Genomic DNA, 25,213 nt, shown 5'->3' on the forward strand with positions numbered 1-25,213 from the left:
AATCAAGGACGGGGCCGAAGCCCCGCCCTCTATGTGCTCAGCGCGCCGCGGCTATTACGAACCGGGAGTAGGCCCCCAGTTCACGCCGTTGAGGAAAGCGGCGGCCTGCGGTCGGCGCTTCTGCCAGTTGATGAAACGTTCGGCGCGAATGGCCAGTTTGTTCTCCTGGAACATGCTGGCAATCTGGGCAACTGTCGGCGTAGCGGTCGCGTCGTCATCCATGATGATCGTTGCTTCGCGGCTAAGCGCGATGTTAACCTGCCCGTCGTCCGCAAGGTAGATTTCACTTGCGAAAGCAAGGACGAATGTACCAGCCGGAACGTAGTTTGAAACAAGCAGCGGAACGCCGTCGATGTTACCGCCAGTAACAGTGACGCCGGGGAAGTCTCGCGCGCCAAGCGGTCCCTTACGGGAAGCGAGCGCACGGGCCGTTGCGGTGTCGGTGATGTAAACTGCCGAACCGGTAGGCAGATTGATCGTGTCGGCAACGGCCCATAGGGCATTGATGTCGGCCTCCGGATCGGACGTCGCCGGGATGGGCGTAACACCGTTCAGAATCGAAGCCGGCGACAGGGACGCGCCAGTACCCGCAGCTTTCGTCGGGTCAATGAAGTCTTCATCGGCCCGCTCAACGACAGCCTCAGCCAGATCGTCGCGAACCAGTCGAACAATCGACGGATCGGAGAAGCGCTCAAGCTCTTCGGTCACAACCGAGATGGCCGCAATCTTGGCCCATTTAAGTTCAGCGGCGTCGTAACCGGATGCAGTAACCGGCTTGCGATAACCTTCACCCACCCACTGAGCGCGTCCAGCAGTCGTCTTGCCCGGAATGCGGACATTGAACGGAATGCGACGAAGCGACGGAACGCCACCAACGCCGAACTGACCAATCAGTGTACGCGGCCGCAGAAACTCCAGAAATTCACTGGACATATTCTGGTAATCAACCAGATTTCCAGCCCATGTCGGGCTGGTCGTGGTGCCCGCCGCAACGGCGGCTTTCATCACGCTCTGAATACGGGTGTCGTCGCCGTAAGCGTGCTCAGCAAACGCCTTGGCGCTCGAAACGTCCCCCTTGCCTGCGTACATGGCAAGAGCGAACTTGGCAAAACCAATGCCCGGCTCTTCATCCTTCAAGGAACGAACGGGAACACCAGCGCGCACCTTGCCAGCCTCGTCTTCGTTCTTGGGCTCCCCAACGGCCTTGGCAGTCGCCTGCTTCAGCGCCTCGACCTTCTTCAGGCGAACGATGTCACCGTCGATGGTCTTGAGTTCGGATTCGAGTTCATCGAACTCAACCTGCTCTTCGGCTTCGGTGGATCGGCCCTCTTCGATGCCCTTCTCCAGAATTTCTTCCATGCGGGCCGCATTCGCGGCGCGCTTGGCCTCAAGCGCAGCGATCTGCTCCGCAATAGTGGTCTTCGCCATATGTACCTCCTTGAGGGTTACGGCTGCCCGCCTTGGAGCGGGCTGGTTAGGTTTGATGGTTGATGCCGTAACGCCGGCAGGAGCGGACTTCGCCGCTGGAGAAACCGCCTTGTCGGCGGTGGAAGCATCGACCTTGCCAATGGCAGACCGGACGCCGGAATCGATGGATTTGACGGCTGTAATCGTAGCCTGCGCGTTCGCCGGAATTGTAACCAGGCTAAGCTCAAGCACTTCCGTCTTCAGAAAGCGGATGCCGCCTTCCTTCATGAATTCGTAGCCGTCTTCCAAAGCTCGGAAGCCGATGCTGACAGCACGGACAAGGCCAGCCTTCACTTCAGCCCAAGCCGTGTCGACACGATCCTTGAGCGGACCCGGCTCATCGATCTTCGGCAGCCTTGCCTCAAACGTGATGCCGTCCTTCGTGGGCTTGTCGAACTTGACGGTTCCCACTGGCTTGTCGTGGTCATGCTGATGCAGGAGCGGCATTGGGTTAGTGAACTTGACGCCCAAAGGCTCAACAATGTCACCGACTCTGTCCGGGCTAGGCGTCGTGGCCACGCCGCGGATAATGCGCTCGTCCTCGCTGACCGCCTTCACGGTCAGCAAGCTATAAGCTCTGTTCATTCGGGTGTTCCCGCCCTAGAAAATTATCATCTGGTATTTGGGCTCGCGACGCTCAACACGCCCTTCAACCGCGGCCCCAACCGCCATGGCAGCGGCAACAGCAGGGTCGATGCGGTTAGACGTCTTGTTCTTGTTGAACCATTGATTGCCCATGAGCGGGTCAGTCTCAATGTGGACGCCCATTAGCGCCGCCATCATTACCGGGCTCTTCCGGATGCGGACGCGCTCCTCAAGGATTAGCTCCTCAAGCGCCGCGACGCTTCCCGGCATCCACAGTCCCTGAGGCGGCTCGTCGCCTGCCGCTTTTGCGGCCTCAACCGCGTCAGCATCTGGGCGAGCTCGCTTCTTTCCGCCCTGCGGGTGAGCGACCGTCCTTACGTCGCATCCATAAGCGTCGAGTTCGTCAGCGAATTTGTCGTAGGCATAATTGTCATAAGCGAGAACGCCTATGCCAAACTCCGTGTGAAGCCTGGCTATGAGCGCTGCTACATGGTCATATCGTATCCGCCCGCCTTCCGGCGCGTGGATATACCCCTGCTCATACCACGTCCGGTACGGAACGCTGTCTGTCTTGGACCTCTCATCCATCGTGTCGCGCGGGGTCCACGCTTCAACCCACAAATCGTAGGTTGGCAGATCGGCCTCTGTTCCGTCAGCCTTGACTACCCGCTTCACGCCAGTCTCGCGGACAAACGACGCGGCAGTCAGGTCTTTGGCTCGTGACAGGTCAAGTCCGGCTGCGCTTATCGCTCCGGCGCCGTCTTCATACGGGTCAAAGTCGCCCATCACCTTTTCAATGAGGGGACGAGGTATCCATGCCGTGTCGGCTTCTGTCCAAACACAGAAATGCAGGCGAAGAATGCCGTTTCGCTTCGATGGGATATCGCGGGCCTGCGCCACAACGCCGGCCAAGTAGTCGTGCTTCAGCGTGACGCCGAAAAGAGGGTTGGCTTTCTGCCAGCACGTCGGGTCGGTGAAAGGGTCGTCGTCCTTGTCGAGGGCGCACACGTAGCTAAACGTTCTGTCGCTGGACCCCTCTATGCCGACAATTTCACCCACATAGGTGAAATCCTCATCCGGTGTGTCGGTGCCGGCCGCTACCTTGCACGCCCAAACATGCTCCTCCCAGCAAATCGAGTTCCTGTCGCTACCACTGTTCGTAATCATGAACAGCAGAGGCTGGCGACGGAACTTGAAACCGCGCTCAAGCATTTCAATGACGCGGCCGTCTGGATGCTCGTGGATTTCGTCACATAGCGCCACGTACGGACGCGGGCCGGAATGGGCTCCCTCACGCGAAATCGGACGGAAGAACGATCGGCGCTTAAGGTACGCCAAGTTCCACACCGGGTTGCCGCCAGAAGGCGTCAGCTCCGCCTTGAGTTTTGGCGACTGCTCGTACATCGCAACGGCATCTCGGAACAGAACGAATGCCTGATCCTTATTCGCAGCCGCCGCATAAATTTCAGCCGCCGCCTCACCATCTGCGACCATTGCATAATGGCCAATGCCGCCAGCCAACGGAGATTTTCCGTTGCCCTTGCCCATTTCGATATAGGCGCGCCTGAACCGACGCACCATGGCACCGTCCGACTCAAGCATCTTCCACCCGAAGAGCGAGCCAACGATGAATTTCTGAGAGTCGTGTAAATTAAACGGACGACCCTCGAACTGGCCGCCGTTTAGGCGAAGAACGGTCCTGAAAAAACGAAACACGCGGTCCGCGGCTTCGGGATCCCAGTGTATTCCGCGATCTGGCCCATTCAGGCGGTCGTCCCGGTGCCTGCGGCAAGCGTTTCGCACGTGAGGCCCGGCGATGATCTCGCCGCTGATAACCTTCTCCGCGTAGTCGTCTACCGTCCCGCAAGGATACAGAGGATCGAGCTCAGAAGAATTCGTCGGCAGGGTCTTTGCTTTCGCCATCCGGTTTTGCTCCGGCCTTGCTGGCGTCAGCGGGCGTAGCGCCCATCTGCCCAAGGCATTGTCTAAGCAAGTTAAGCGCCTGGACGCCCACATCCTGCCCCGCCATGAGGCGAGCGCGGATAGTTGCGGCGATCTCAACAAGGGCTCGGTGGCTGGAATTCAGCCACGGGATTTCTTTGGAGATGACATTCCAGGCATCTCGCTGCCCCTCATCCATCCAGTCCGGAGCGGGGCCAAGCTCTTCATTCACAGCGGGCTCATTTCGAGCCTCAAATTTCTTACGCCTGACAGCAGCCTGGCCAGTCGCCTCGGCCTTGGCCTTTGGCGTCCGTGGCCTTGCCATTCAGTTCAAACCTCAACATTTGAATTGGAAAAATGCGTACTTTCGCCCATCGCCGGTCCGGGCTGGCGGCGGTCGAGGACTTTCGTCCTACCCCCCCCGGATGTGACATTTTTGCAACGACTGAATTTTTGGAGGTCGTCGAAATCTTTCTCGTAATCTTCGATAACTTTCGTAATCTCAGATTTCTTTCGCAATCTGCCGATTTCTCGATTTTTTCGAGCAGGACAGCAGGTTAGCCGTCGTAACTTTTCTACTCGATCGGCCACCCATCTGGCCCAAACCGGACCAACTTCTGCCCAAGGTCTTCGCGCTGCTTCCTGCCGTTGTGGCAGGCTTCGCAAAGCGGCTGAAGATTATCGACGGACCAGAACAACTCCGGATCGCCCTTGTGAGGCTTGATGTGGTCGACCACCTTGGCCTCCTCGATTATCTCGGCCTCAAGGCAGTAACGGCACAGCGGATCAGCATCGAGCACCGACTGACGCAGCTTGGCCCACCTTGCCGATCTATAGAGCCGTCTCCATTCACGCGCTTCGTCGCTACGCTGGTCTTTACGTGCCATTGAACACCATGGAGCCGGCAGGCGGGATCGAACCACCAACCATCGACTTACAGGGACGCTGCTCTACCAGTTGAGCTATGCCGGCAAACTGATGGCCCAGCCACTCGGCACCTATGCGAGGCGTTGCTGGATGGGCGGGTGGTGATGGGAAGGCCGCGACGCCAAAGCGCCAAGAGGGCTGCGCACTACAGCCCGAAGCTAGCGTCCATGACAGATACCGAAGCTAGCGAGCAGGCGGGCTAGACCGAATTGCCTAGCCCGCCGCGCGGTTGCTGCTCTGGGTTATAAGAAGGCCGCGACGCGTAAACGGCAGGGTTATGCTACCCACGTTTGCCGTGCAGTGACGGCGGCCATGACCTTAGGTACCCTAGCGAGGAATCGAACCCCGGACCATCTCATTACAAGGCGGCTGAAGGTGTAGAAGGATCCACGACTGTAATCGTCTGTCCCTTGATAGTTTTCAGGGTTGATCCGCGTCTCCTTAGAACAAGAAATCCTAGGATACCTACGATGACACCTAGGATCAACGCTCCCGGCCCTATCACCGTTGTGAGAATTTGTGTCGCCGGCGTAATCGTTGACTGCAGAGATGCACTAACCCACGTTGCCGCTGCGAAGGAGGCAAATGCAGACATGGTTGAAAAGCAAAAAGCACTTAGTCCGTTCATGAACGAAATGTGCTCCACTTCGTGCTCGTGAATGGCTAGCACTTTCACACTCCGCTGGACGTAGTCGTTTACAACGATGGACCCCGAGATCGGCCCTTCTGCAGTGCCATGAATAATCTCACTCATGCCACGCGCTCCTCGGCAACGGTGAGATGAAGGCTCTTGAAACTCTCGCCAATGTCTTGGACCGAGACTGCGTAAGTTAAGTACCAAGTGCCGGGTCTGCGATGGCCAGATGCCGTGCTTGCTGTCATCTTTCCGCTCACAGCCATACCTAGCGGATTTCCGAAGTTCGTAAGTGGCAAAATAAATGCTCCGTCGGAGAATGACGGAGAAATACTCGCCTTCTCGGTGGCGTTTTTCCTGAACAGTACGCGCACGACCAAGCCGTCGCCCGCCTTAAATTCCACGGAGCGCTCATCCGCATTAAGCAGAACAGTGCTATTGATTATGACGTTCTTGCCATCGATCGAAATCATTCCTGCCTCCCAGCAATCTGAGAGGAATACCGATGGCCTAAGTTTAATACAAGATCCGAAAGCGGCGGGGAGCAGCCCAGACGGGCCCGGTTTATCTATCCGTTGCTCAACCCGCCGCTGATACGCCCAAGGCCGCCAGACGTCGCAAGCGACGGAGGAGAATGGCGCCAAGGGCGGATGCTGTTGATGCCAAACATCAACGAATGCGCCGCATACACATGGCATGGGCGGCAAGGCCCGGTAAGACGCTCATAGCGCAGGCGACGCGACGTCTATCGTCGCCCTATCAGCGTAATCACGCCTTACCGGATGCTGTGCCGTGGGCGCATACCAGTTAAGGCAGAGACGTTACCACGGATTACAGGTGTGCGAAGATGGAAAGCCCCTCCGCTTTATAAGGGGTCCCAGATTCGGGAATTGGCCTGTCAGGCGACAAATTTTTCTATTGCCGCAGCTAGATTGTCGTTTGCTGCTTTAAGCGCCCGCTTGCCTACCTTCCGTGAAGCTCCAACCACGGCTCCGATGTCGGAATAACTTCCCGCAGTCATGGCAGCATCCAGAACCTCTTTGTCTGAATCGAGAAGCTCCGCTCGAATCTTTTTCCATGCAGCCGGACTGTCTATTCCCATGGCCAGATCCGTCCAAGCTACGGCACCTCCCTTCCCTGTCTTTTCCTTTTTGCCAGCCAAAAACATCTCCGAGATTCGCTCCGGCTTCCAAGGCAGACCAGTCGGGCACTTTTTAACAACAGGCATATTGTTTGTGTTCTCGATCGCCGCAGCAAGTTCTGCTGCGCTTTCGGCGGCGGATATCGAGCGGCCTTGACGGCGCTTGCCGCTCTTCAAGGGCTGAGCTCGTACGGGATTTCCCAGCCAATTGCACCACACTTGATTCGGTGGGCCGTCGGCGCACCGACTACCCTTATCGCCTCGAATGCGCTCGCGCGTTCCCAGCATGGCTCCTACTCGCATCGGCAGTTGTTTATCGACAATCTCCCCGTTCGAATCTCGGACAGTTGCAACCTCTGTCTGCGTCCCGTCACTGAATCGCAGCTTGCCAAGGCGGGTAACAACACGGTGCGCCATACCCTCGCCGTCAACCGCCGAACCAAATTCTACGTTGCCACTGACTGGGTGAAGAAACGTCGGGTGCTCCCCTTTTTTCTTGGAAGAATCAGCCATGGGAACGGCTCGAAACTCAACCCCCTCCATCGATCGCACTATGATGCTTTCATCGGAAATCGCGTTCCCGTCAGGGACGATTTCGCGCACGACTTCGCCGCGGTATGCATCTTCCTCGACAGCGTTATCTTGGCTCTGATGATTGTCGTTGGCGACAGTTGACCAATTGGTTGGGTCGATTGAAGCGGGCTGATTTTTCCATTGCCGAACCGCATCAAGCTCAGCGCCGCTGCGGCGAGGTCGCTTTGTGGGATTGCTGAGTGCCTCCATGTAGACGGACAGGCCGTCTAGAAATTTGGCGTATTTCTGCTCATGCTGTTCATTCGCCATCATCAGGGATCCTATTGTCGTTTGCGGGAGTGCAGTGCGGACGGGGAGTCGAAACGTGGACGCCACTTGCCAAGGCGTTGAGGCGGTCGAGTGCGGTTATGCCATCGGCGGGAAGATGGAAGTGCCTTGTCATGGCGGGGGCTGGACCTTTCCAAGCCGGGCCGCCCAGTTGATGAGGGAGGCGGTCACGTTTTGCGCCGATACTCATGGGATGGCTACCGATACGCCAAGTTGGCGGGCCACCAATGTTGCCTCTTCGATGGTAAGCCACGTTGGTGGTATATACGCCCCTGGCGTATCTCTGCACTTTTGTACCATTCGTCGGATGTCGTTGACGTAGGGGTCAAAGCGCTTAAGCCTCGGCTTCATCACGATGGGTGAATACCAAAACTCCGAAACGTTGAGCACGTCGACCGGCGACTCGGACACGTACCATTCGTCTGGGTTATCGCCTGCTTCTCTCGCACTTGCGTTGAGTTCCTGCCCCTCATCCGTAGAGTACCCCCTGTGATCAACCCAAGGCGTGACAGGAATGCTCGATATCGCAAAACCGAGCGCAACCCTGTTCATCGCTATCGCATTTGCTGCGTCGGATGTTGACTGAAGGTCTTTTCGCTCCCCGGTGACGTTGTCTACCGCAAACAAAGAAATGCCGCGCGTCAATACGTTCGGCACTTCGATCCGGGTGGTAAACCATGCCACCGCAGGGAAATCATTCAGGGCTCGCCGTGATAGTGCATCGGTCTGTATCTGACCGAGACGGGGATGAAATACGCCCTCAGATTTACCCTCAACTTGGATGACCCCAGACATCCAGATTAGGTTTGTGCGTAGTGTACTGGTGTGGTGATAGACGGTCGGAACTGTATTTTCTCGCCGTCTCTTTGCCTCGCCCATGGATGCCATCCAATTTACTCGTTGTGGCGTTGTGAAACTTGTTAAAACCGTCTGATAAATCCCCAAGCAAACCGGAAACGAGGGATTGGGAAGAGTTCTCACAAGTTCACAACTAAAGAAAAATGAAAGAGAACAATCTCTCTATATATATGTATTTACTACTCTTTTTGTCACCCTACGAACTTGTGGCGCCCTCACAATTTCAACCAACTTTCACAAGTTCGCTGGACATCGCGGCACAAGTTGTGACGTCCCTTGTGGCTAATCCACAAGTTGGAATCGGCACCTCGAACCCAGTTTTGCCTTGCCGGTCAGTTCGGCAACCTTGCCCGTTTCCACTAACCACGTGACCGCCTCGACTACTTCGTCCTGGCGAGCGGAGCTGACTCCTTCGCGCTGAAGGAGATGCGACCACGCAAGTGTGTGTTCTGGAGCGCGCTCCAGCGCCCGCACAATCGCTTTTCGCAGCGCCTCAGTCGCACTGCCGGACATGTGCCGATCGGCGCCCTCGGATACGATTTGGATAGATCTGTGAACGATGGCCCATCCCCACGCGACGTCATCATCGGTGATGGCCGGAGCGGATGGATCTCGGCTCACCGCGCGGATTGCAGCAAGGCGAACGGTATTTTCCGCCGCTCGACCGATTATGTGATGTTCACGTTCATTCCAGTATCGATCAGATTGCCATCGGAAAATGTCAGCCCATAGTGCATATGCGCTCCCCTCCTCGCCCCCATCAAAAGGAACAATCACCTTGTTAATTCCCAGCGGATTGTTGCCTTTCGGAAATTCGGAAATTGCTCGTTTGAGGTCAGCCTGTAGCTGTTTCGGGATTTTTACTTCACGGTTTAATCTCGGCGGACGTATCTCGTCCGGCCCTTCTCCCTCAATGAAAACGAACCGGGAAAGCATGCCGTCGGTCAGCGAGTCTTCCGACAATCCTGCGTAGAGCGTCGATGGCGTCGTCATACCGAGAACCGTTAGCGCTGGTCCCATAATAGGACTGTCGTCCGGTTTTGAGTCCGCGCTCGCATACTGTCGCCCATGGAAAACAGCATCCGCCTGGTCATAAATAGCCAGAAGCAATTTTCGGATCGATGCCGATGCCGCATTCGCCCGCTTGCTGTTCACATCCTGCAGTACAAGGCCGAACTCGTCCATAACTACAACAGTTGACGGGTTGCGTCTCAGCATCCGCTCGATCGCCGCAAACGAAGTCGGATCCCCGTTCGTCACAGCGCCAGGCTGCCCCGCCGAGTTTGCGAGATGAACGATAGACTTCGGTGCATGGCCCTTGCCTGAAGCCACACCCATTACGGTCGTCATGAACATGTTCAAGCCACTCCGAGTCGGTCCGAGTGCCTTGTCTCCGAACATGCCGCCGATCAGCGCGATGGCGGCCGTCAGTGACAGTTCGGGAACCGGAACGATTGCCGTTTCGGTGATCCATCGAGAGACATCATGTAAAAGGCCGCCTGCCGCATCAGGGCTGAACGGGTCGGGATGCATTCTAGGTAACCTTGGGTGAGCCCTCGCCGGCGCGGTATCCTGTTCGTTGTCATTTGCAGCTATGGGTAGTGATTTTGCGAACAATCCTTTGACTGCGGACACGGCTTCCGCACGCTCTGTGGCATGGTGCGCTCCGAACTTGCCCCATAGCCGAAGAAAGTCGGCCTGCGCGTCTTTCGTTTCGTATCGGGCAAACCAGTCGCCCGTGGCAGATCGAAAAACGACAAGCGCCTGTTCTGCGGTCAGGCCATCGAATGCGAGTTGTTCAACTACCTTAGCGGCGTGCTCCGACCTGTCACCGACATCATTTGCTGCGAGCAATTCGGCCGCATGCGCGCTGACTTCGATGCTCTCGATTGAAGGGAATTCGCAAATCTGGACAGATCGCACGGCTGCCGCAGCCTGCATGTGGGGCGCCATGGCGGCTTGCAGGTCTTCAGCATCAGTAAGAGTGCCGTCCCACGCGGCAGCAATACTGACCTTCGCCGGGTCTAATGGACGGCCCCGAGCGATCTTCTTAGCGTTCGGCCAATTGAGAGTACCCGGTACACGCCACACGTGGGAGACGTCCACTGTACAGTGATCGGAATTGGCGGCCCCCTTCAGGGCGATAGCAAGCGGCTTAGCATCAACAGGGGCCAGGGGGCGATCCAATAGAATGAAGCATTGGCGATTGCCTGGCGAACTTTCTATGACATAGTTAGGCTCAACGGGCATCGAACCTGATCGACCCGTATCGTCATCCATATCGGCTACGAGCGCCAGCACAGCGATCACATCAGCCTCGCCACCCTTTCTGCCTCGCTCCAGCGTTGGACGCATCAGGTTCGGGCAAATATAGACATTTGCGTTCGGTGTAGCGGCGTGAGCCATCACGGCATCGACCATGTCGTCTATGTCGCCGACTTTATGATGGCTGACTATACCTCCGCCGTGGTCCTCTCCGTTCGGATTGGCGAAGAATGCCGAGACAACGAACTTGCCCTGCAAGCCGGCAGCCAACCGGTTGATCATTTCCGCGTGGCTGCGGACTGCCTCCTCGTCAAACGAGGAGGCAAGCTCAGGCTTCAGTTTCAACAATGTGGGCATTGACGATGGCTTCCAGTGCGAGTTCGGCAAGCTGATCGGCTACGACGATTGGCAATGTGACAACAGGCGCGCTATTGTGTTGCGGCCCGCATATCCGTCAGCCGCTCGCTGACCGGACGATTTTAAGTTTGTGAAAGTGGATACCTGAATCGAGTTTCGCATCGAATCTGGTGCGGACGTTGCCAGCCCCTTCAGGAAGTGGCCACACTGTCAGAATGCGAGGCGTCATGCGGTTGCTGTTGAAGCTGCATCATTCTCGATTTTTTCGATGACGGCCTGCCATACGAATTCCGCTACGCGACGGTCCACGAAAAATGCATCGACTACGTGGCGCTGCAACCCGGACTCTGGCGGTCGCCCCTCTCCGTTGAATTCAACCGCGCACATTCGCCGGTTACCGTCATCAGCGAATCCAGCAGATCCTACTTTCTCTATGAAAAGCACTGGCGACTGGTCCACCAGGCGAGCATCGTGCGGTCGCCCTTCGATGAAATCGATACCGACAGCGTAGCCACGAATGCGCGGTGTCGTACAGGCGCGGGTTCGTGCACCCGTGGGTGCAACTGGAATGGTGCGATTGGGCATGCTAATTCTCCCCTACCCGGCCGATCTTGCGGCGGGCGACTACCTAAAGTTTCATGGTGATTGGGCCTCAACAAAAGTAAGAGGCACAGATTCCGTCACGGATTTCGTGGATGCTATGCGGCGCGGGCGTGAAGCCTTGCGACTTTGCTGCAAAGCCGCATCAGCGTTTCGTCACAGGCAACCTTGTCGTAATCGGCAAGCTGATCGGCAATGTTTGGCACGGACTCTATTTCGTCATGCTGGCTGATGAAGCGCACCGCCGATACGGCCGCATGATAACGGGCTGGCGAGTATGCGCGAGCACATGCTCTTAGAGCTTTGAGTGCCGCCTTGTATCCTTCGGTAAATTCCGCAGGGCGGCTTTGCATATCGAGAATATCTTGGTGGTTCACGCCGCCTTCTTCTCCTGCTGGGCTATCCACGCGGTCAACGTCGAGCGCCGCGCGCAAATCGTCTCGCCTATCTTAAAGTGCGGGAGGTGCCCCTTCGCGACCGAGTGGTAAACGGCCCTGCGGGGGAAACCCAGATAATCCGCGATAGCTTCGGCACCGCGGAGCAGGTCAGCGGCCAGGCTGTTGTCGTTTGAAGCTTCCATACTGTCCTCTTTTAGCGCGGGAAATTCCGCATATTCACATCATGTGCGATTAGGATAACTTTGTCAATACGGTTTCGTTAATTTAGTCAAATATGTTGCACGTGATGGAAACAGGTCTATAAGGGTCAGCATGAATGAAATTGAAAAAATCCTGCGGGACCTGAAAGGCCGCCATGGAATAAATGCATCGCAGGTTGCGGAGGCGTTGGGCGTGAGCAAGGTAACGGTCTCGCGTTGGCGATCTGGCAGCCTCGTGCCGAGCGCCTCAAAGCTCGCTGCGCTGCGTAGTTTCTATGAAACCCAGATGACCGGCGCGCCAACTGTCCCGCCGGCCGTGGATAGTCGAGATGGAATGATCGTCAGAATGGCTGCCCTTGGGCACAACTACACGGAAATCAGTAAGGTTTTCGAAATCAGCCGCGAGCGCGTTCGGCAGATTGTTTCTCAGCACGGCGCTCCGAGGAGAAGACGTTAATGGCTCTTCGAAAACGCACGCTTCCGTCTGGAAAAACCGCTTGGCTGGCCGAGTACCGAGATGGTTCCGGCAAGCGCAGGTTCCGGCAATTCGCCCGGAAGAAGGACGCGGACGACTTCCTGCTCACGGCAAGAGGCGAGGTACGAAAGGGAACGCATACGCCGGCCAGCCAGTCGATAACGATCCGCGAGGCTGCCGATCTGTGGATTGAAAAAGCCGAGGCGAAGGGGCTGGAGGCCTCAACTCTGGCCAGTTATCGGCAGCATCGTGATATCCACATTGTTCCGGCAATCGGCGCAACAAAGCTGTCAGCCGTCACGGCGCCGGCCGTGCAGGCCTTCGCGGACGAATTGGCGAAGACGCAATCCCGCGCCATGGTGAAGAAAATTATCGGCTCGTTATCCATGATCTTCACCGACGCAGTTCGCCGTGGGCGCGTTGTCACGAATCCAGTTCGCGAGGTTCGCGTTGACTTGCCGAAGCGGGATAGGGGGCGGCCTGAAATGCCGACGACGGCGGAGTTGCAGGCGATATTGAAGGCAACGCCGTCGAAGCACCGGCCGCTTATATATACGGCCGCATTCACCGGGCTGCGCGCCTCGGAACTTCGCGGTCTCCCGTGGCGCGATGTCGATCTCGACGCTGGCGAAATTCACGTCACGCAACGAGCCGATCCATACAATAAGATTGGATCTCCGAAATCGGATGCGGGCACCCGCACTGTACCTATTGGGCCGACGGTGGTCTCGTTGCTGAGAGACTGGAAAGAGCATTGCCCCAAAGGCGCGCGCGATCTGGTTTTCCCGAACGGCGCAGGGAATATAGAGTCGCACGCGAACATGCTGCAGCGCATTTTCTGGCCGATCCAGATCGCAGCGGGCGTCAGTCTAACGACCGATGAAAAGGACGAAGACGGTAAGCCGGTCATGAAGGCGAAGTATTCCCTGCACGCCCTCCGCCATGCTGCTGCCGCCATGTGGATTGCACAGGGCGTCACTGCCAAGCGAATTCAAGTGCTGATGGGGCACGCCTCAATCCAGCAAACTTTCGATCAGTACGGGTATCTCATCGAAAAGCGCGATGACGATAAGGCCGCGGCGAAGGCGATCGAAGACGCCCTAATTCCCGCCGAATAGCAATAATTCCGCCGGCTACATGCAACACAATGCAACATAAATTCAAAAAATAGTAATAAAATCAGCGTAGATTCAAGGAATCATAATCCTTGTGTCGGCGGTTCAAATCCGTCCTCCGCTACCACTAGACCCCACCGATACGGTATCCAACTTGAGCAGAGTGTTCAGATGTCTCTGAGCCTCGACCTTAACGTCGCCTCTCCTGTTAAAATCCCGCAAGACCGTTACCGACCTGACGACCTTGCGGAGCACGGCGTTTTCTAGGACATCACGACTGGTGAGGTCTCCACCGAGTGCTTCCCGCAGTTCCACCATATGCTCCTTGAAAAGGCCACAAAGCAGCGGCCTCCAAGGTTACGACGTTATCGATCGGAGCAAGGCCGAATGGCTGCTGGTCGACCGTGGCTGTGAAGCAGACTGGTTTCGTGACGCTTTGATGGGCAAGGAGGATCACTCCCTGCATCGCGTGGAAAATCCCGGAACAAGACCGTTAAATACGACAAGCGTCGCTACAAACCTCGCAACCGAATCGAGATCATGTTCAGGCGTCTCAAGAACGACGGCTTGTTACTATATGCTACGATCGGTGCCTGATGGAGTTTTTCTCTGCCAAAGAACTCGTCGCAATCATAATCTTCTGAGTCTGATCAATTAGCCCGGACGCAAAGGCACCAAGGCTAATATAATCGGAACGAAAACAGATATGAAATGCGTTTCCCTTTGTTATGGAAAAATCACCATTTGACCGCGCCAGGTGTCCACATTCCGAAATTAGGGCACCCTATTCTGTCGGCTTTACTTCTTACCGGATCCAGCATTTCCGGGTTTGAAAACATTGCGGCCCCGCACAGCGTCCAGTTAGCAAGCACCTTGAAGTCCTTATGATCAGCTTTCACGATGAACTGCGTCCCCTGAGGAAGCGTCTTCGGCATCCGCTTCGCTAGATCCGGATCAATTTTTGCAATAGTCACGAATGTCTTATTAGAAGGAGTAAGAATGTCTCGATTGTTCCTTTGGTGATCAACAATAGCATCGGTAATTTCACGCAAATATTCAATCGCATCAGGAACAATAACAATATCTTTATTATATCTATCAATAAATATTTTCTTCAAATCATCTTCAGAATCAGCTGTCGTAGATCCGGTAAAAATGAGCGAAGATACAGACCCAATGAAAACCCCCAGAAACAGCAGAATTGCCGCATTCACGAGATTCCTTTGCTTCTGCTTTTTCAGAACTGCACCGGTATTTCTTTCAAATGACGACTCAACTTTCTCAATCGCTAAATTCAGATTTTCAATATCTTCACTGCTTCTGTCTGAACGCTGAAAGCTTGCTCTTGCGGCTTGATAAATCCGCTCTCTCTGCTCGCGGGTTTCGGCGCGGTGCTTTGCGATCGCGTTACGGATCGCCGGCTCAAAACGTTCACTTGTCACTTCGGCTCCTTTTTGAACGCATCCGGTGCTGAAAACTCAAAAACATTGATCTGTCATGGGATGATGCGGTCAGCAGTCGTTTGCTGCAACAAAGCTTCCAGATTTATGATCAGATAACTGAAGCAGCCACATGAACAATTCATGAAATACTGGTGCGGATGAAGGGACTCGAACCCCCACGCCTTTCGGCACCGGAACCTAAATCCGGGGCGTCTACCAGTTCCGCCACATCCGCATGCAACCCGCCAATCCCACGAAGGCCAATCTCTGTCAATCCACTCGCCCGGACCCGGCCGACAAGCCTGCACGCATATTTCGCAAGCTCCCCGCAGGATGCGAAGATAGTTGAAAATTGGCCTCGCCTGTGACAAAAGGCGGGTCGAATGTGACGGGATGCGACGATCCGCTTCTGCAACATGTGAAAAGAAGCTGGAACAACAAGGACTTATTCACATTGTGGAGCGTTTCGGGTGATTGGGTCAGGAGATGGCCAGCTCATCCGGCTTCGCCCCGAAGCCAACTCCGGAATAATGTACCGGCGGGCTGTGAACGGTAGAATCCGTTTTACGGCCCTACGGGTCTAGATAAAGGTTTGATGATGCAGGTCACCGAAACGCTCAACTCCGGCCTCAAGCGCGAGATCAAGGTCGTCGTGCCGGCTACCGACATGGAAGCCAGGCTCATGACCCGGCTCACCGATGCCCGGGGGAAGGTCCGCATCAACGGTTTCCGTCCCGGCAAGGTGCCGGTCCAGCACCTGCGCAAGGTCTACGGCAAGTCCTTCATGGCCGAGGTCGTCAACGAAATTCTCAACGACGCGCGCAGCATCATCACCGAGCGCGGCGAAAAGGCTGCCATGCAGCCTGAGGTCGTGATGACCGAGGACGAGAAGGAAGCCGAAAAGATTCTCGACGGCGGCGTCGATTTCGAGTTCAGCCTGAACTACGAAGTCATCCCCCCGATCGAGATCAGGGATTTCGCCGACATCAAGGTTGAGCGCCCTGTCTACGACGTGCCGGATTCCGAGATCGACGAGCAGGTGCAGCGCGTGGCCGAATCCACACGCAGCTATGAGCCGAAGGACGGCAAGGCCGCCGATGGCGACCGCCTGACCATTGATTATGTCGGCAAGATCGACGGCGAAGCCTTTGCGGGCGGCACCGGCTCCGACCAGCCGCTGGTTCTGGGCTCCAAGGAGTTCATCCCTGGCTTCGAGGACCAGCTCATCGGCACCAAGGCCGGCGATGAGAAGCAGGTTGTCGTCACCTTCCCCGAGAATTATCAGGCCGCGCAGCTGGCCGGCAAGGAAGCGACCTTCGACGTCACCGTCAAGGAAGTGGCCAAGCCCGGCGAACTGAAGATCGACGACGAGACCGCCAAGTCTCTGGGTCTGGAGTCGCTGGAGCGCCTGCGTGAAATCGTGCGCAGCCAGATCGAGAACCAGTTCGGCTCCATCACCCGCCAGAAGGTCAAGCGCCAGCTTCTGGACCAGCTTGACTCCTCCTACAGCTTCGAAGCGCCTTCCAGGCTGGTCGAGGCGGAGTTCAACAACATCTGGAATCAGGTCAACCGCGACCTCGAAGCCGCCGGCCGCACCTTCACGGACGAAGAGACCACCGAGGAAGACGCCCGCGCCGAGTATCTGCGTCTGGCCGAGCGCCGCGTGCGCCTTGGTCTCGTTCTTGCCGAGATCGGCGAGAAGGCAGGCGTCACCGTTTCCGATGAAGAACTGCAGCGCGGTCTGTTCGAGCAGGTTCGCCGCTTCCCCGGCAACCAGCAGCAGGAAGTGTTCGAGTTCTACCGCAGCAACCCCGAGGCGCTGAACTCGCTGCGTGCTCCGATCTTCGAAGAAAAGGTCGTCGACCATCTTCTTGGCCAGATTTCCGTGACCGACACCAAGGTCAGCAAGGAAGAGCTGCTGGCCGAAGATGAAGAGGGCGAGGCCGAAGCCAAGCCGGCCAAGAAGAAGGCTGCGCCGAAGAAGGCTGCGGCCAAGGCCGAGGACGGCGAAGCCGAGGCGCCGAAGAAGAAGGCCGCGCCGAAGAAGAAGGCGGAGAAGGACGCAGAGTAAGATTTATCTGCGCCACGCATTGCATACGAAAAGAAAAGGCCGCCTCGAAAGGCGGCCTTTTCTTTTGGGCATTCTTTCCTGCTATCGGTGGCTGCTTTCCGGCATTTCGGCCTCAATCGACCAGTCGGCCTGAGCTCTCTCGCCTAAAACCTTTTCATGAGACCAGATTTCACCAGCCCGCTGCATGCAGGCTGGTGAAATCTGCGGGACAGGCTGGGTTACTCAGTTATCGCAGTTTTCAGAAGGCGGCGCGATAGAGCGCCAGCGCATCCGCTTCCGTAACCTCGACCGGATTGTTGCCGAGAAGCCGTGTTTGCAGCATGGCATCGGCAGCAAGCTGCGGCAGCATTTCTTCGGCGACACCGGCATCGCGCAGGCGGCGCGGGGCACCGGAGGCATCCATCAGCGCGATCAGCCGCTTGACGAAGGCCTTCGCCTTTTCTGCCGTGCCGGCATCGGGCGCAACATCGGCCCCGGCAGGCCCGGCGAGCTCGGCATAAAGCGCCTCTGCCGCCTTCATGTTGAACTCCAGCACCGGCTGCAGCATCAGCGCATTGGAGAGCCCGTGGGGAATGTGGTAGCGGCCGCCCAGCGGATAGGCCAGCGCATGCACCGCCGCCACCGGTGCGTTGGCGAAGGCCTGCCCGGCAAGCGTAGCGCCCAGCAGCATCGCCTCGCGCGCCGCGCGATCCTTGCCATCCTTGCAGGCCGCAACGAGATTGGAGGAGAGCAGACGCAATGCCTCACGCGCGGCCGCATCCGAAAGCGGATTTTTCTTGTGTCGGCTGGTGTAGGCCTCGATCGCGTGGACCATGGCGTCGATGCCGGTGGCGGCAGTGTGCAGCGCCGGCAGACCTGTGGTCAGTTCGGCATCGAGCAGCACGCGGTCGGCATAGAGCTGATCCGCCACCACGCCCATCTTGGAGTCGTCCGGGGTGGTCAGGATGGTGATGTTGGTGACTTCGGAGCCGGTTCCGGCCGTGGTCGGCACCTGCACCAGCGGCACGCGCGCGCCCTGCACCTTGCCGATGCCGTAAAGCTCCTTCAGGGGCTGATCGGTCGTCAGCATCACGGCGGCCAGCTTGGCGACATCCATGGAGGAGCCGCCGCCGATCCCCAGCACGATATCCGCGCCGGCCTTGCGGCCCTCAGCCACGCAATCGAACAGCACAGCCTCGGGCGGATCAGCCACCACATCGTCGAATATGGTGACGGCAAAGCCTTCGGCAGCCAGAGACGCCTTTGCCGCCTCCAGGACACCGGCCTTGTGCAAGCCCTTGTCCGTCACCAGCAGCAGCCTGCGTGCAGGAAACCATTGGCCAAGCAGCGCACCAAGCTTCGAGGCCGCCCCCCATTCGACATGTATCTGCCCGACCGTGGTGAAAGAGAAGGGTTTAAAGCTCATGGCTGCTTTCCTTATGCGCTGTGCCGGCGCGTCAGCGCCGGGCGAGACATGAAAGCCGGCACCAGGTGCGCCGGGTCAAAATGATTAATCGACACAAGGAGGAGTCAGGCCACGCCTTCCACCTGAAGCGTGGCAAGCTCACGCGCGATCTTTTGCTTGTCGGCAAGCGTCTCGTTCGCGCGCGGGCGATACCAGACGGCGGTCCAGTTCACCGCGCCGAGCATGCCCTTGACCGCAATGGAGGCGTTTCCGGCGCGGATGCTGCCGTCGGCCTGCCCGCGGCGGAAGACATCGGCAAAAAGCTTTTCAAAGTCGCGGCGAATGGCCATGATCTCGTCCAGCACCTGGCGCTGCGCCAGCGTGGTGGCGCCCAGCCGATGCATGTGAACGCCCTGCACCACAACCGCCAGATAGGCGATGTTCTGCAGCATGGTAAGCGCATGGGCCTCCAGCATGGCCCGCAGGGTTTCGCGCCCATTGCCGCCATTGTCCATCGCCGCATTGACCGCCTCGTTCAGCCGTCGCATGCCCTCACGATGGACGTCGAAGAACAGGTCAGTTTTGGAGGCGTAATAGTGGTAGATCCTGCCCTTGGTCGCACCTAGCCGGCGGGCCACATCGTCGATGCTGGTGCCCTGAAAGCCCATTTCCATGAAGCATTGAGCGGCACAGTCGAGAATATCGACATTGTTGTCCGCTCCGGCAGCCTCGCCAGCCTTGCGGCGCGAGCGTGTCGGGCGGCGCGGGCGCCCGGCCTCGACCACGGCTGCATCCGCACCGAGATCGCGTTGCCCTTCGGCTTCGTGATCCGATCTGGCCATGGAATATCCTCCGAATTTCATTCGCCCCGAAATATCGCCGGCTTTGGAATGTCGCGCAATTATCTGGCGCTCATCCATCTTGCGATGGCGATATAAGCTGGACGGGCACAATTAAACATACTACTGAGTATGTTGCAATTGCCGACAGGGCGAAACACACATTAAATCAAAGGAAAGACCGGATGAATGACCGGATCCACACTCCCGGCACACCGCTGACATCCGACTGGATCGAGGTCGATCAACCTTTCATCGACCGGTTCGCGGATGCGATCCTGGACCATCAGTTCATTCATGTCGATCCCGTACGGGCGAAGGCAGAAGGCCCCTATGGCGGCACCATCGCGCACGGCTTCCTGTCGCTGTCGCTGCTCACCCACTTTACGCACACCGCCCTGCCCCGCCCGGCCGCGGGCGTTGTCGAGATCAATTACGGGTTTGAAAAGGTCCGCTTTCTGGCTCCCGTTCCGGTTGGCGCCCGCGTGCGGGGCAAGTTCACTCTGCTCTCGCAGGAGCCGAAGGGCGCAGGAAAGCTCAGACGCTTCAGCGTCGAGGTCGAAATCGAAGGCAATGAAAAGCCGGCCATGATAGCCGAATGGCTCGTGCTGGTTATGGAAGGAGAGAATTGATGTCGGTCAGCTTCAGGGATCAGGTCGCAATCGTAACCGGCGCAGGCGGCGGGCTCGGCCGCTCACACGCGCTGATGCTGGCTGCACACGGCGCAGCCGTGGTGATCAACGATTTCGGTGGCGCGCGTGACGGATCGGGCGGATCGACCGAAGCCGCCGAAGCCGTGGTGCGTGAGATCATCGAGGCGGGCGGCCGCGCCATCGCCGATGGCGGCAACGTCACCTCCGAGGCCGACATGGAGGCCATGGTCGCGCGGGCGCTTTCGGCTTTCGGCCGTGTCGACGTGCTGGTCAACAACGCCGGCATCCTGCGCGACAGGACCTTCGCCAAGATGACGATCGATGACTTCAGGGCCGTGGTCGACGTTCACCTGATGGGCACGACCATCGCCACCAAGACGGTATGGGCGACCATGCGCGAGCAGAACTACGGCCGCGTCCTCGTCACCTCCTCCACCTCCGGCAGCTACGGCAATTTCGGACAGGCGAATTACGGCGCGGCCAAGATGGCGGTGCTCGGCCTCATGAACACGCTGCATCTCGAAGGCGCGAAATATGGCATCCATGTCAACGCCATCCTGCCGACTGCCGCCACCCGCATGACCGGCGACATGATGAGCGAGGAAATGCTTGAACTGCTGGCACCCGAACTTGTCTCGCCCGCCGCCGTCTGGCTGGTGAGCCGGGATGCTCCTTCGCGCACGGTGCTGCTGGCCGGTGCCGGCACCGTGGCGCGCCTTGCCGTGGTCGAGAGCGAGGGCGTGTGCTTCACCGGCAAGCCGTTTACGCCGGATGAGGTCGGCGCGAATTTCGACCGCATCGCCAGCCTCGAGAATCCGATCGAGCCGCCGGAAGGCCTGCGTCACGTCGACCGCATTCTCGCCAACGCCCGCGCCGCGCTCGGCAGGGCCTGAGGCGACAGAGAAAGAGCCATGAGCGAACGCCTCACCCCTCTCACCCGAAGCGCTTATCCCTGGCATCAGGAAACGGTGCTGCAATGGGCGGATTCAGACATTTACGGCCATCTCAACAACGTGGCCTATCTGAAATATTTCGATACGGCGCTGAACATGTCGCTGATCGAACATGGCGCGCTGGACCTTTCGCACGACGCAACCGATCCCATCGGTCTCGTCGTGCAGAACGGCGCGCAGTTCTTCAGCGAAATCACCTTTCCCACCAAACTGTGGGTCGGCGTGCGGGTCGAGAAGGTTGGGCGCACCAGCATGAACTGGGGTTTTGGCCTGTTTTCCGCCGACTCCGAGCTGTGCTCGGCACGAGGCACCTATGTGCATGTCTATGTGGACCGCGCCACGCGCCGCCCCGTACCATTGACCGAACCGCTGCTGGCCTGCGCCCGCGCGCTCGCCGCACCGACCGATATCTGAATCAGGAGAAGCAGATGAAAGAAGCCGTAATCGTCTCGACCGCGCGCACCCCCATCGGCAAGGCCTATCGCGGCGCCTTCAACGCCACGACCGCGCCGCGCCTGATCGGCCACGCCATCGAACATGCCGTCGCCCGCGCCGGCATCGATCCGGCGGAGGTCGAGGATGTCGTGGTCGGAGCAGCACTCCAGCAGGGCACCACCCACATGAACATCGCCCGCACCGGCCTGCTGCGCGCCGGCCTGCCGGTCACGGTTCCCGGCCAGAGCGTCGATCGCCAGTGTGCGTCCGGCCTGATGGCGATCGCCATCGCGGCCAAGCAGATCCTTGCCGACGGCATGAAGATCACTGTCGGTGGCGGCGTCGAGCAGATTTCGCTGGTGCAGACGCCCCAGATGAACACCTCGCACTGGCACGATCCGTGGATCGACGCGCATCTGCCGCAGACCTACATGTCGATGGTGGAAACCGCCGAGATCGTGGCCGACCGCTATGGCGTGAGCCGCGAGGCACAGGACGAATACGCGCTGCAATCGCAGACGCGTACCGCCGCCGCACAGGCCGCCGGTCGTCTCGATGCGGAAGTCGTTCCGCTCACCACGATCATGCAGGTGACGGACAAGGCGACCGGTGCCGTTTCCGAGAAGGAAGTGACGCTGGCGAAGGATGAGGGCAACCGCCCTGAAACCACGCTCGAAGGCCTTTCCAGCCTGAAGCCGGTATTCCGGGACGGCCAGCGCATTGCCGAAGGCCGCTTCATCACCGCCGGCAACGCCTCGCAGCTTTCCGACGGCGCTTCCGCGTCCGTTCTGATGGAGCGCAGCGAAGCCGAAAAGCGCGGCCTCGCCCCGCTCGGCCTCTATCGCGGCATTGCCGTGGCTGGCGTTGGCCCCGAGGAAATGGGCATCGGCCCGGTGCCGGCCGTGCGCAAGCTGCTGGCAATCCATGGCCTCAAGGTCGAGGACATCGGCCTGTGGGAGCTGAACGAGGCTTTCGCCGCGCAGGTCATTCCTTCGCGCGACCAGCTCGGCATTCCCGATGAACTGCTCAACGTCAATGGCGGCGCCATTTCCATCGGCCATCCCTATGGCATGTCGGGTGCCCGCATGGTGGGCCATGCCCTGATCGAGGGCAAGCGGCGTGGTGCGCGCTATGTGGTCGTGACCATGTGCATCGGCGGCGGCATGGGCGCTGCCGGCCTGTTCGAAGTGCTCTGAGCACCGATATCGAAAACGAAAAAGGGGCGGTGGACATTTCCACCGCCCCTTTTTCGTTGTGTATCATTCAGGTGCGGGAAAGACCGATCTGCCGTTCAAGGTGAGGAAGCGGAAGGATTTCAGCGCTGTCCACAACGGCAAGGTCGAGCAGTGCCGCCACTTCCGCCGGAAACGCCGCCGCCTTCGGCTGCCCGCCTGCCTGCGAGACATGCAGCATCATCAGCTCGCTCCAGGCAAGCAGCGTGCCGCCGGCATTGTGCATTTCCAGATAGCCATGCAGACGCTTTGAATCCGCCGCCAGCACATGCAGCGACAGCTGCAGCGCATCGCCTTCATGGCATTCGCGCAGATAGCCGATGCGCATGTCGAGCGTATAGAGGGTGGCGGATGTGGCCGCACGATAGGCAGCGTCGAGACCGATCTCATCCATGTAGGCGGTCATGGTCTCGGAGAAGGCAATGGCATAGGCGAAATCGGCCATGTGGCCATTATAGTCCACCCATTCCCGCCCCACCCGCGTCTTGCGGGTGAAGCTCGCCGCAGCGCGCCTGTCGGTCATGCCTTGCGGTTGTCCAGCCAGTGCCGGACTTCACCCACCACGCCACGCCGGAAAAGAAGCACGCAGATCATGAAGGTAGCGCCCAGAACGATGGTGACCGGGAAACCGGAGGTGGCAAAGAAGTTCTGCAATCCGACGAGGATGCCTGCGCCGACCACAGGCCCCGCCATGGTGCCGATGCCGCCCAGCAACGCCATCAGGATCACCTCGCCCGACATGTTCCATGCCACGTCGGTCAGCGTCGCGAACTGGAACAGCAGCGCCTTGAGACTGCCAGCGAGACCCGCGAGACCAGCCGACATAACGAAGGCGGCGAGCTTGTAGCGCTGCACGGAATAGCCAAGCGAGATGGTGCGCGGCTCGTTCTCACGGATGGCCTTGAGGATCTGTCCGAAAGGCGAATGCACGATACGCCAGATCAGCATCAGGCTCAGCACCGTCATCACGGCAATGAAGTAATATAGGTTCATCGTGTCGTTGAGGTCGATGAGCCCGAACAGTTTGCCGCGCGAAAAACCCTGAATGCCGTCCTCGCCATTGGTGAACGGAACCTGCAGGCAGAAGAAGTAGAACATCTGCGCTAGGGCCAGCGTGATCATGGCGAAGTAGATGCCCTGCCTGCGGATGGCGATGGCGCCGATGATCAGACCCAGCACGATGGCCGCACCGACGCCGGCAAGGATCGCCACTTCCGGCGTCACCTGCCACACTTTCATGGCATGGGCCGTCACATAGGCAGCGCCGCCGAAGAAGGCGGCATGGCCGAAGGACAGCAGCCCCGTATAGCCGAGCAGCAGGTTGAAGGCGGCAGCGAACAGCGCGAAGCACAGAAGCTTCATCATGAAGATCGGATAGACCCACATGGGCGCGACGAGCAGCGCCGCGACCACGAGCGCAAGAAGGATGAACCCCGAACGAGGGCTGCGACGGGACGGCATGTCGGCGGCTTCGGTAGGAATGGCGCTCATATCAGGTCTCCTTTCCGAAAAGCCCGGCCGGGCGCAGCAGGAGCACGATGGCCATGATGACGAACACCACGATATTCGCGGCTTCGGGATAGAAGACCTTGCACAGACCCTCGATGATGCCGAGCATGTAGCCGGTGACGATGGCGCCAAGGATGGAGCCCATGCCGCCGATGACCACCACGGCGAACACAATGATGATCAGGTTCGAGCCCATCAGTGGACTGACCTGAAACACGGGAGCAGCCAGCACGCCGGCAATGCCGGCAAGCGCGCAGCCGAACCCGTAGGTCACGGTCAGCAACACCGGCACGTTGACGCCGAAAGCCTGCACCAGCGTGGCATTCTCGGTCGCCGCGCGCAGATAGGCGCCGATCGAGGTCTTCTCGATCACCGCCCAGGTGCCGAGACAGATGACCAGAGAGGCAACGACGACCCAGCCGCGATAGTTGGGCAGCACCATGAAGCCCAGATTGGTCGCGCCCCTCAGGGCTTCCGGCGCAGTGTAAGGCTGGCCGGATGTGCCGAAGAAATGGCGGAACGTGCCTTCCAGCAGCAGCGCCAGACCGAAGGTGAACAGCAGGCCATAGAGATGGTCGAGACCATAGAGACGGCGCAGCATCAGCCGTTCGATCGCCATTCCGACGATGCCGACGATCAGCGGCGCAAGGATGAGCGCGCCCCAGTAGCCAATGCCGGCGTAGGCCAGCAGCATCCACGCCGCGAAGGCACCCAGCATGTAAAAGGCGCCATGGGCGAAATTGATCACCCGCAGCAGTCCGAAGATGACGGCCAGTCCCAGCGACAGCAATGCGTAGAACGACCCGTTGATCAGTCCGATCAGCAACTGCCCCATCAGGGCAGGCAAAGGCACTCCAAAGATCATCGTCAT

At 58.5% G+C, this 25,213-nt stretch carries 25 protein-coding genes, 2 tRNA genes and 1 pseudogene; 8 read left to right on the forward strand and 20 right to left on the reverse strand.

What is annotated here, in order from left to right; genetic code table 11:
* Positions 1–54: 54 nt before the first annotated feature.
* The 13 genes from HNR59_RS14280 to HNR59_RS14340 all read right to left on the reverse strand — a co-directional run bounded on the left by HNR59_RS14280 (position 55) and on the right by HNR59_RS14340 (position 12,216).
* Complete coding sequence (locus HNR59_RS14280; protein ID WP_183831703.1) at positions 55–2,052, reverse strand: phage major capsid protein; 1,998 nt, start codon at positions 2,050–2,052, stop codon at positions 55–57.
* A 15-nt stretch (positions 2,053–2,067) separates the two neighbouring features.
* Positions 2,068–3,975 carry a terminase large subunit gene (locus tag HNR59_RS14285; protein ID WP_183831704.1) on the reverse strand — a complete coding sequence of 636 codons (1,908 nt, stop codon included), beginning with the start codon at positions 3,973–3,975 and terminating at the stop codon, positions 2,068–2,070.
* A complete protein-coding gene (locus tag HNR59_RS14290; RefSeq protein ID WP_246374718.1) occupies positions 3,938–4,225 on the reverse strand; it encodes a hypothetical protein in 288 nt (95 codons plus the stop codon). Before HNR59_RS14290 ends, HNR59_RS14285 begins: the two co-directional genes overlap by 38 nt.
* A 343-nt stretch (positions 4,226–4,568) precedes the next feature.
* Positions 4,569–4,880 carry an HNH endonuclease gene (locus HNR59_RS14295; RefSeq protein WP_183831706.1) on the reverse strand — a complete coding sequence of 104 codons (312 nt, stop codon included), beginning with the start codon at positions 4,878–4,880 and terminating at the stop codon, positions 4,569–4,571.
* 9 nt (positions 4,881–4,889) lie between these two features.
* A tRNA-Thr gene (locus tag HNR59_RS14300) sits at positions 4,890–4,965 on the reverse strand.
* 313 nt (positions 4,966–5,278) lie between these two features.
* Positions 5,279–5,674: a hypothetical protein gene (locus HNR59_RS14305; protein WP_183831707.1), complete on the reverse strand. Its 396-nt coding sequence runs from the start codon at positions 5,672–5,674 to the stop codon at positions 5,279–5,281.
* On the reverse strand, positions 5,671–6,027 hold the full coding sequence (locus HNR59_RS14310; protein ID WP_183831708.1) for a hypothetical protein: 357 nt from the start codon (positions 6,025–6,027) through the stop codon (positions 5,671–5,673). Before HNR59_RS14310 ends, HNR59_RS14305 begins: the two co-directional genes overlap by 4 nt.
* A 425-nt stretch (positions 6,028–6,452) precedes the next feature.
* Entirely contained in the window at positions 6,453–7,541 is a 1,089-nt protein-coding gene (locus tag HNR59_RS14315) for a hypothetical protein (RefSeq protein ID WP_183831709.1), read from the reverse strand.
* Positions 7,542–7,742: 201 nt separating this feature from the next.
* On the reverse strand, positions 7,743–8,435 hold the full coding sequence (locus tag HNR59_RS14320; protein ID WP_183831710.1) for a hypothetical protein: 693 nt from the start codon (positions 8,433–8,435) through the stop codon (positions 7,743–7,745).
* 261 nt (positions 8,436–8,696) lie between these two features.
* Positions 8,697–11,036: a DUF3987 domain-containing protein gene (locus HNR59_RS14325; RefSeq protein WP_246374720.1), complete on the reverse strand. Its 2,340-nt coding sequence runs from the start codon at positions 11,034–11,036 to the stop codon at positions 8,697–8,699.
* A gap of 225 nt (positions 11,037–11,261) precedes the next feature.
* Positions 11,262–11,621 carry a hypothetical protein gene (locus HNR59_RS14330; protein ID WP_183831711.1) on the reverse strand — a complete coding sequence of 120 codons (360 nt, stop codon included), beginning with the start codon at positions 11,619–11,621 and terminating at the stop codon, positions 11,262–11,264.
* A gap of 113 nt (positions 11,622–11,734) precedes the next feature.
* On the reverse strand, positions 11,735–12,070 hold the full coding sequence (locus HNR59_RS14335; protein ID WP_183831983.1) for a hypothetical protein: 336 nt from the start codon (positions 12,068–12,070) through the stop codon (positions 11,735–11,737).
* Positions 12,010–12,216, reverse strand: coding sequence for an excisionase family DNA-binding protein (locus HNR59_RS14340; RefSeq protein WP_183831712.1), 207 nt, complete (start codon positions 12,214–12,216; stop codon positions 12,010–12,012). The genes HNR59_RS14335 and HNR59_RS14340 overlap by 61 nt, the downstream gene beginning before the upstream one ends.
* 130 nt (positions 12,217–12,346) lie before the next feature.
* Here HNR59_RS14340 and HNR59_RS14345 point away from each other — a divergent pair, with 130 nt between their 5' ends.
* The 3 genes and pseudogenes from HNR59_RS14345 to HNR59_RS20800 all read left to right on the forward strand — a co-directional run.
* On the forward strand, positions 12,347–12,691 hold the full coding sequence (locus tag HNR59_RS14345; protein WP_183831713.1) for a helix-turn-helix domain-containing protein: 345 nt from the start codon (positions 12,347–12,349) through the stop codon (positions 12,689–12,691).
* On the forward strand, positions 12,691–13,827 hold the full coding sequence (locus HNR59_RS14350) for a tyrosine-type recombinase/integrase (protein ID WP_183831714.1): 1,137 nt from the start codon (positions 12,691–12,693) through the stop codon (positions 13,825–13,827). The genes HNR59_RS14345 and HNR59_RS14350 overlap by 1 nt, the downstream gene beginning before the upstream one ends.
* A gap of 376 nt (positions 13,828–14,203) precedes the next feature.
* A pseudogene (locus tag HNR59_RS20800) lies at positions 14,204–14,468 on the forward strand (IS5/IS1182 family transposase); the annotation flags it as partial.
* 93 nt (positions 14,469–14,561) lie between these two features.
* Here the strand turns inward: HNR59_RS20800 and HNR59_RS14355 are convergent.
* Together HNR59_RS14355 and HNR59_RS14360 are read right to left on the reverse strand one after the other, a co-directional pair.
* The gene (locus HNR59_RS14355; RefSeq protein ID WP_183831715.1) at positions 14,562–15,266 is read right to left on the reverse strand and encodes a hypothetical protein; all 705 of its coding nucleotides are present in this window, start codon (positions 15,264–15,266) and stop codon (positions 14,562–14,564) included.
* Positions 15,267–15,416: 150 nt separating this feature from the next.
* Positions 15,417–15,501: transfer RNA gene (locus HNR59_RS14360), tRNA-Leu, on the reverse strand.
* A 363-nt stretch (positions 15,502–15,864) separates the two neighbouring features.
* Here HNR59_RS14360 and tig point away from each other — a divergent pair.
* Entirely contained in the window at positions 15,865–17,337 is a 1,473-nt protein-coding gene (gene tig / locus HNR59_RS14365) for a trigger factor (RefSeq protein WP_183831963.1), read from the forward strand.
* Positions 17,338–17,575: 238 nt separating this feature from the next.
* Here tig and HNR59_RS14370 read toward each other — a convergent pair whose 3' ends face one another.
* Positions 17,576–18,742, reverse strand: a complete 1,167-nt coding sequence (locus HNR59_RS14370; protein WP_183831716.1) for an iron-containing alcohol dehydrogenase — start codon at positions 18,740–18,742, stop codon at positions 17,576–17,578.
* A 104-nt stretch (positions 18,743–18,846) separates the two neighbouring features.
* The gene (locus tag HNR59_RS14375; RefSeq protein ID WP_183831717.1) at positions 18,847–19,563 is read right to left on the reverse strand and encodes a TetR/AcrR family transcriptional regulator; all 717 of its coding nucleotides are present in this window, start codon (positions 19,561–19,563) and stop codon (positions 18,847–18,849) included.
* A gap of 182 nt (positions 19,564–19,745) precedes the next feature.
* Between HNR59_RS14375 and HNR59_RS14380 the strand changes: the two genes are divergently transcribed.
* From HNR59_RS14380 to HNR59_RS14395, 4 genes are read left to right on the forward strand one after another with little or no spacing between them, the layout of a single operon-like run.
* The gene (locus tag HNR59_RS14380) at positions 19,746–20,192 is read left to right on the forward strand and encodes a MaoC family dehydratase (protein WP_183831718.1); all 447 of its coding nucleotides are present in this window, start codon (positions 19,746–19,748) and stop codon (positions 20,190–20,192) included.
* Positions 20,192–21,106, forward strand: coding sequence for an SDR family NAD(P)-dependent oxidoreductase (locus HNR59_RS14385; RefSeq protein ID WP_183831719.1), 915 nt, complete (start codon positions 20,192–20,194; stop codon positions 21,104–21,106). Before HNR59_RS14380 ends, HNR59_RS14385 begins: the two co-directional genes overlap by 1 nt.
* A gap of 18 nt (positions 21,107–21,124) precedes the next feature.
* On the forward strand, positions 21,125–21,580 hold the full coding sequence (locus HNR59_RS14390; protein WP_183831720.1) for an acyl-CoA thioesterase: 456 nt from the start codon (positions 21,125–21,127) through the stop codon (positions 21,578–21,580).
* A gap of 14 nt (positions 21,581–21,594) precedes the next feature.
* On the forward strand, positions 21,595–22,797 hold the full coding sequence (locus tag HNR59_RS14395) for an acetyl-CoA C-acyltransferase (protein WP_183831721.1): 1,203 nt from the start codon (positions 21,595–21,597) through the stop codon (positions 22,795–22,797).
* A gap of 67 nt (positions 22,798–22,864) precedes the next feature.
* Here HNR59_RS14395 and HNR59_RS14400 read toward each other — a convergent pair whose 3' ends face one another.
* From HNR59_RS14400 to HNR59_RS14410, 3 genes are read right to left on the reverse strand one after another with little or no spacing between them, the layout of a single operon-like run.
* On the reverse strand, positions 22,865–23,356 hold the full coding sequence (locus tag HNR59_RS14400; RefSeq protein ID WP_183831722.1) for a thioesterase family protein: 492 nt from the start codon (positions 23,354–23,356) through the stop codon (positions 22,865–22,867).
* Positions 23,353–24,294, reverse strand: coding sequence for a branched-chain amino acid ABC transporter permease (locus tag HNR59_RS14405; RefSeq protein WP_246374742.1), 942 nt, complete (start codon positions 24,292–24,294; stop codon positions 23,353–23,355). The genes HNR59_RS14400 and HNR59_RS14405 overlap by 4 nt, the downstream gene beginning before the upstream one ends.
* A gap of 31 nt (positions 24,295–24,325) precedes the next feature.
* Complete coding sequence (locus tag HNR59_RS14410) at positions 24,326–25,213, reverse strand: branched-chain amino acid ABC transporter permease (RefSeq protein ID WP_183831724.1); 888 nt, start codon at positions 25,211–25,213, stop codon at positions 24,326–24,328.

This window comes from Aquamicrobium lusatiense (genome assembly GCF_014201615.1).
Taxonomy (GTDB): domain Bacteria; phylum Pseudomonadota; class Alphaproteobacteria; order Rhizobiales; family Rhizobiaceae; genus Mesorhizobium; species Mesorhizobium lusatiense.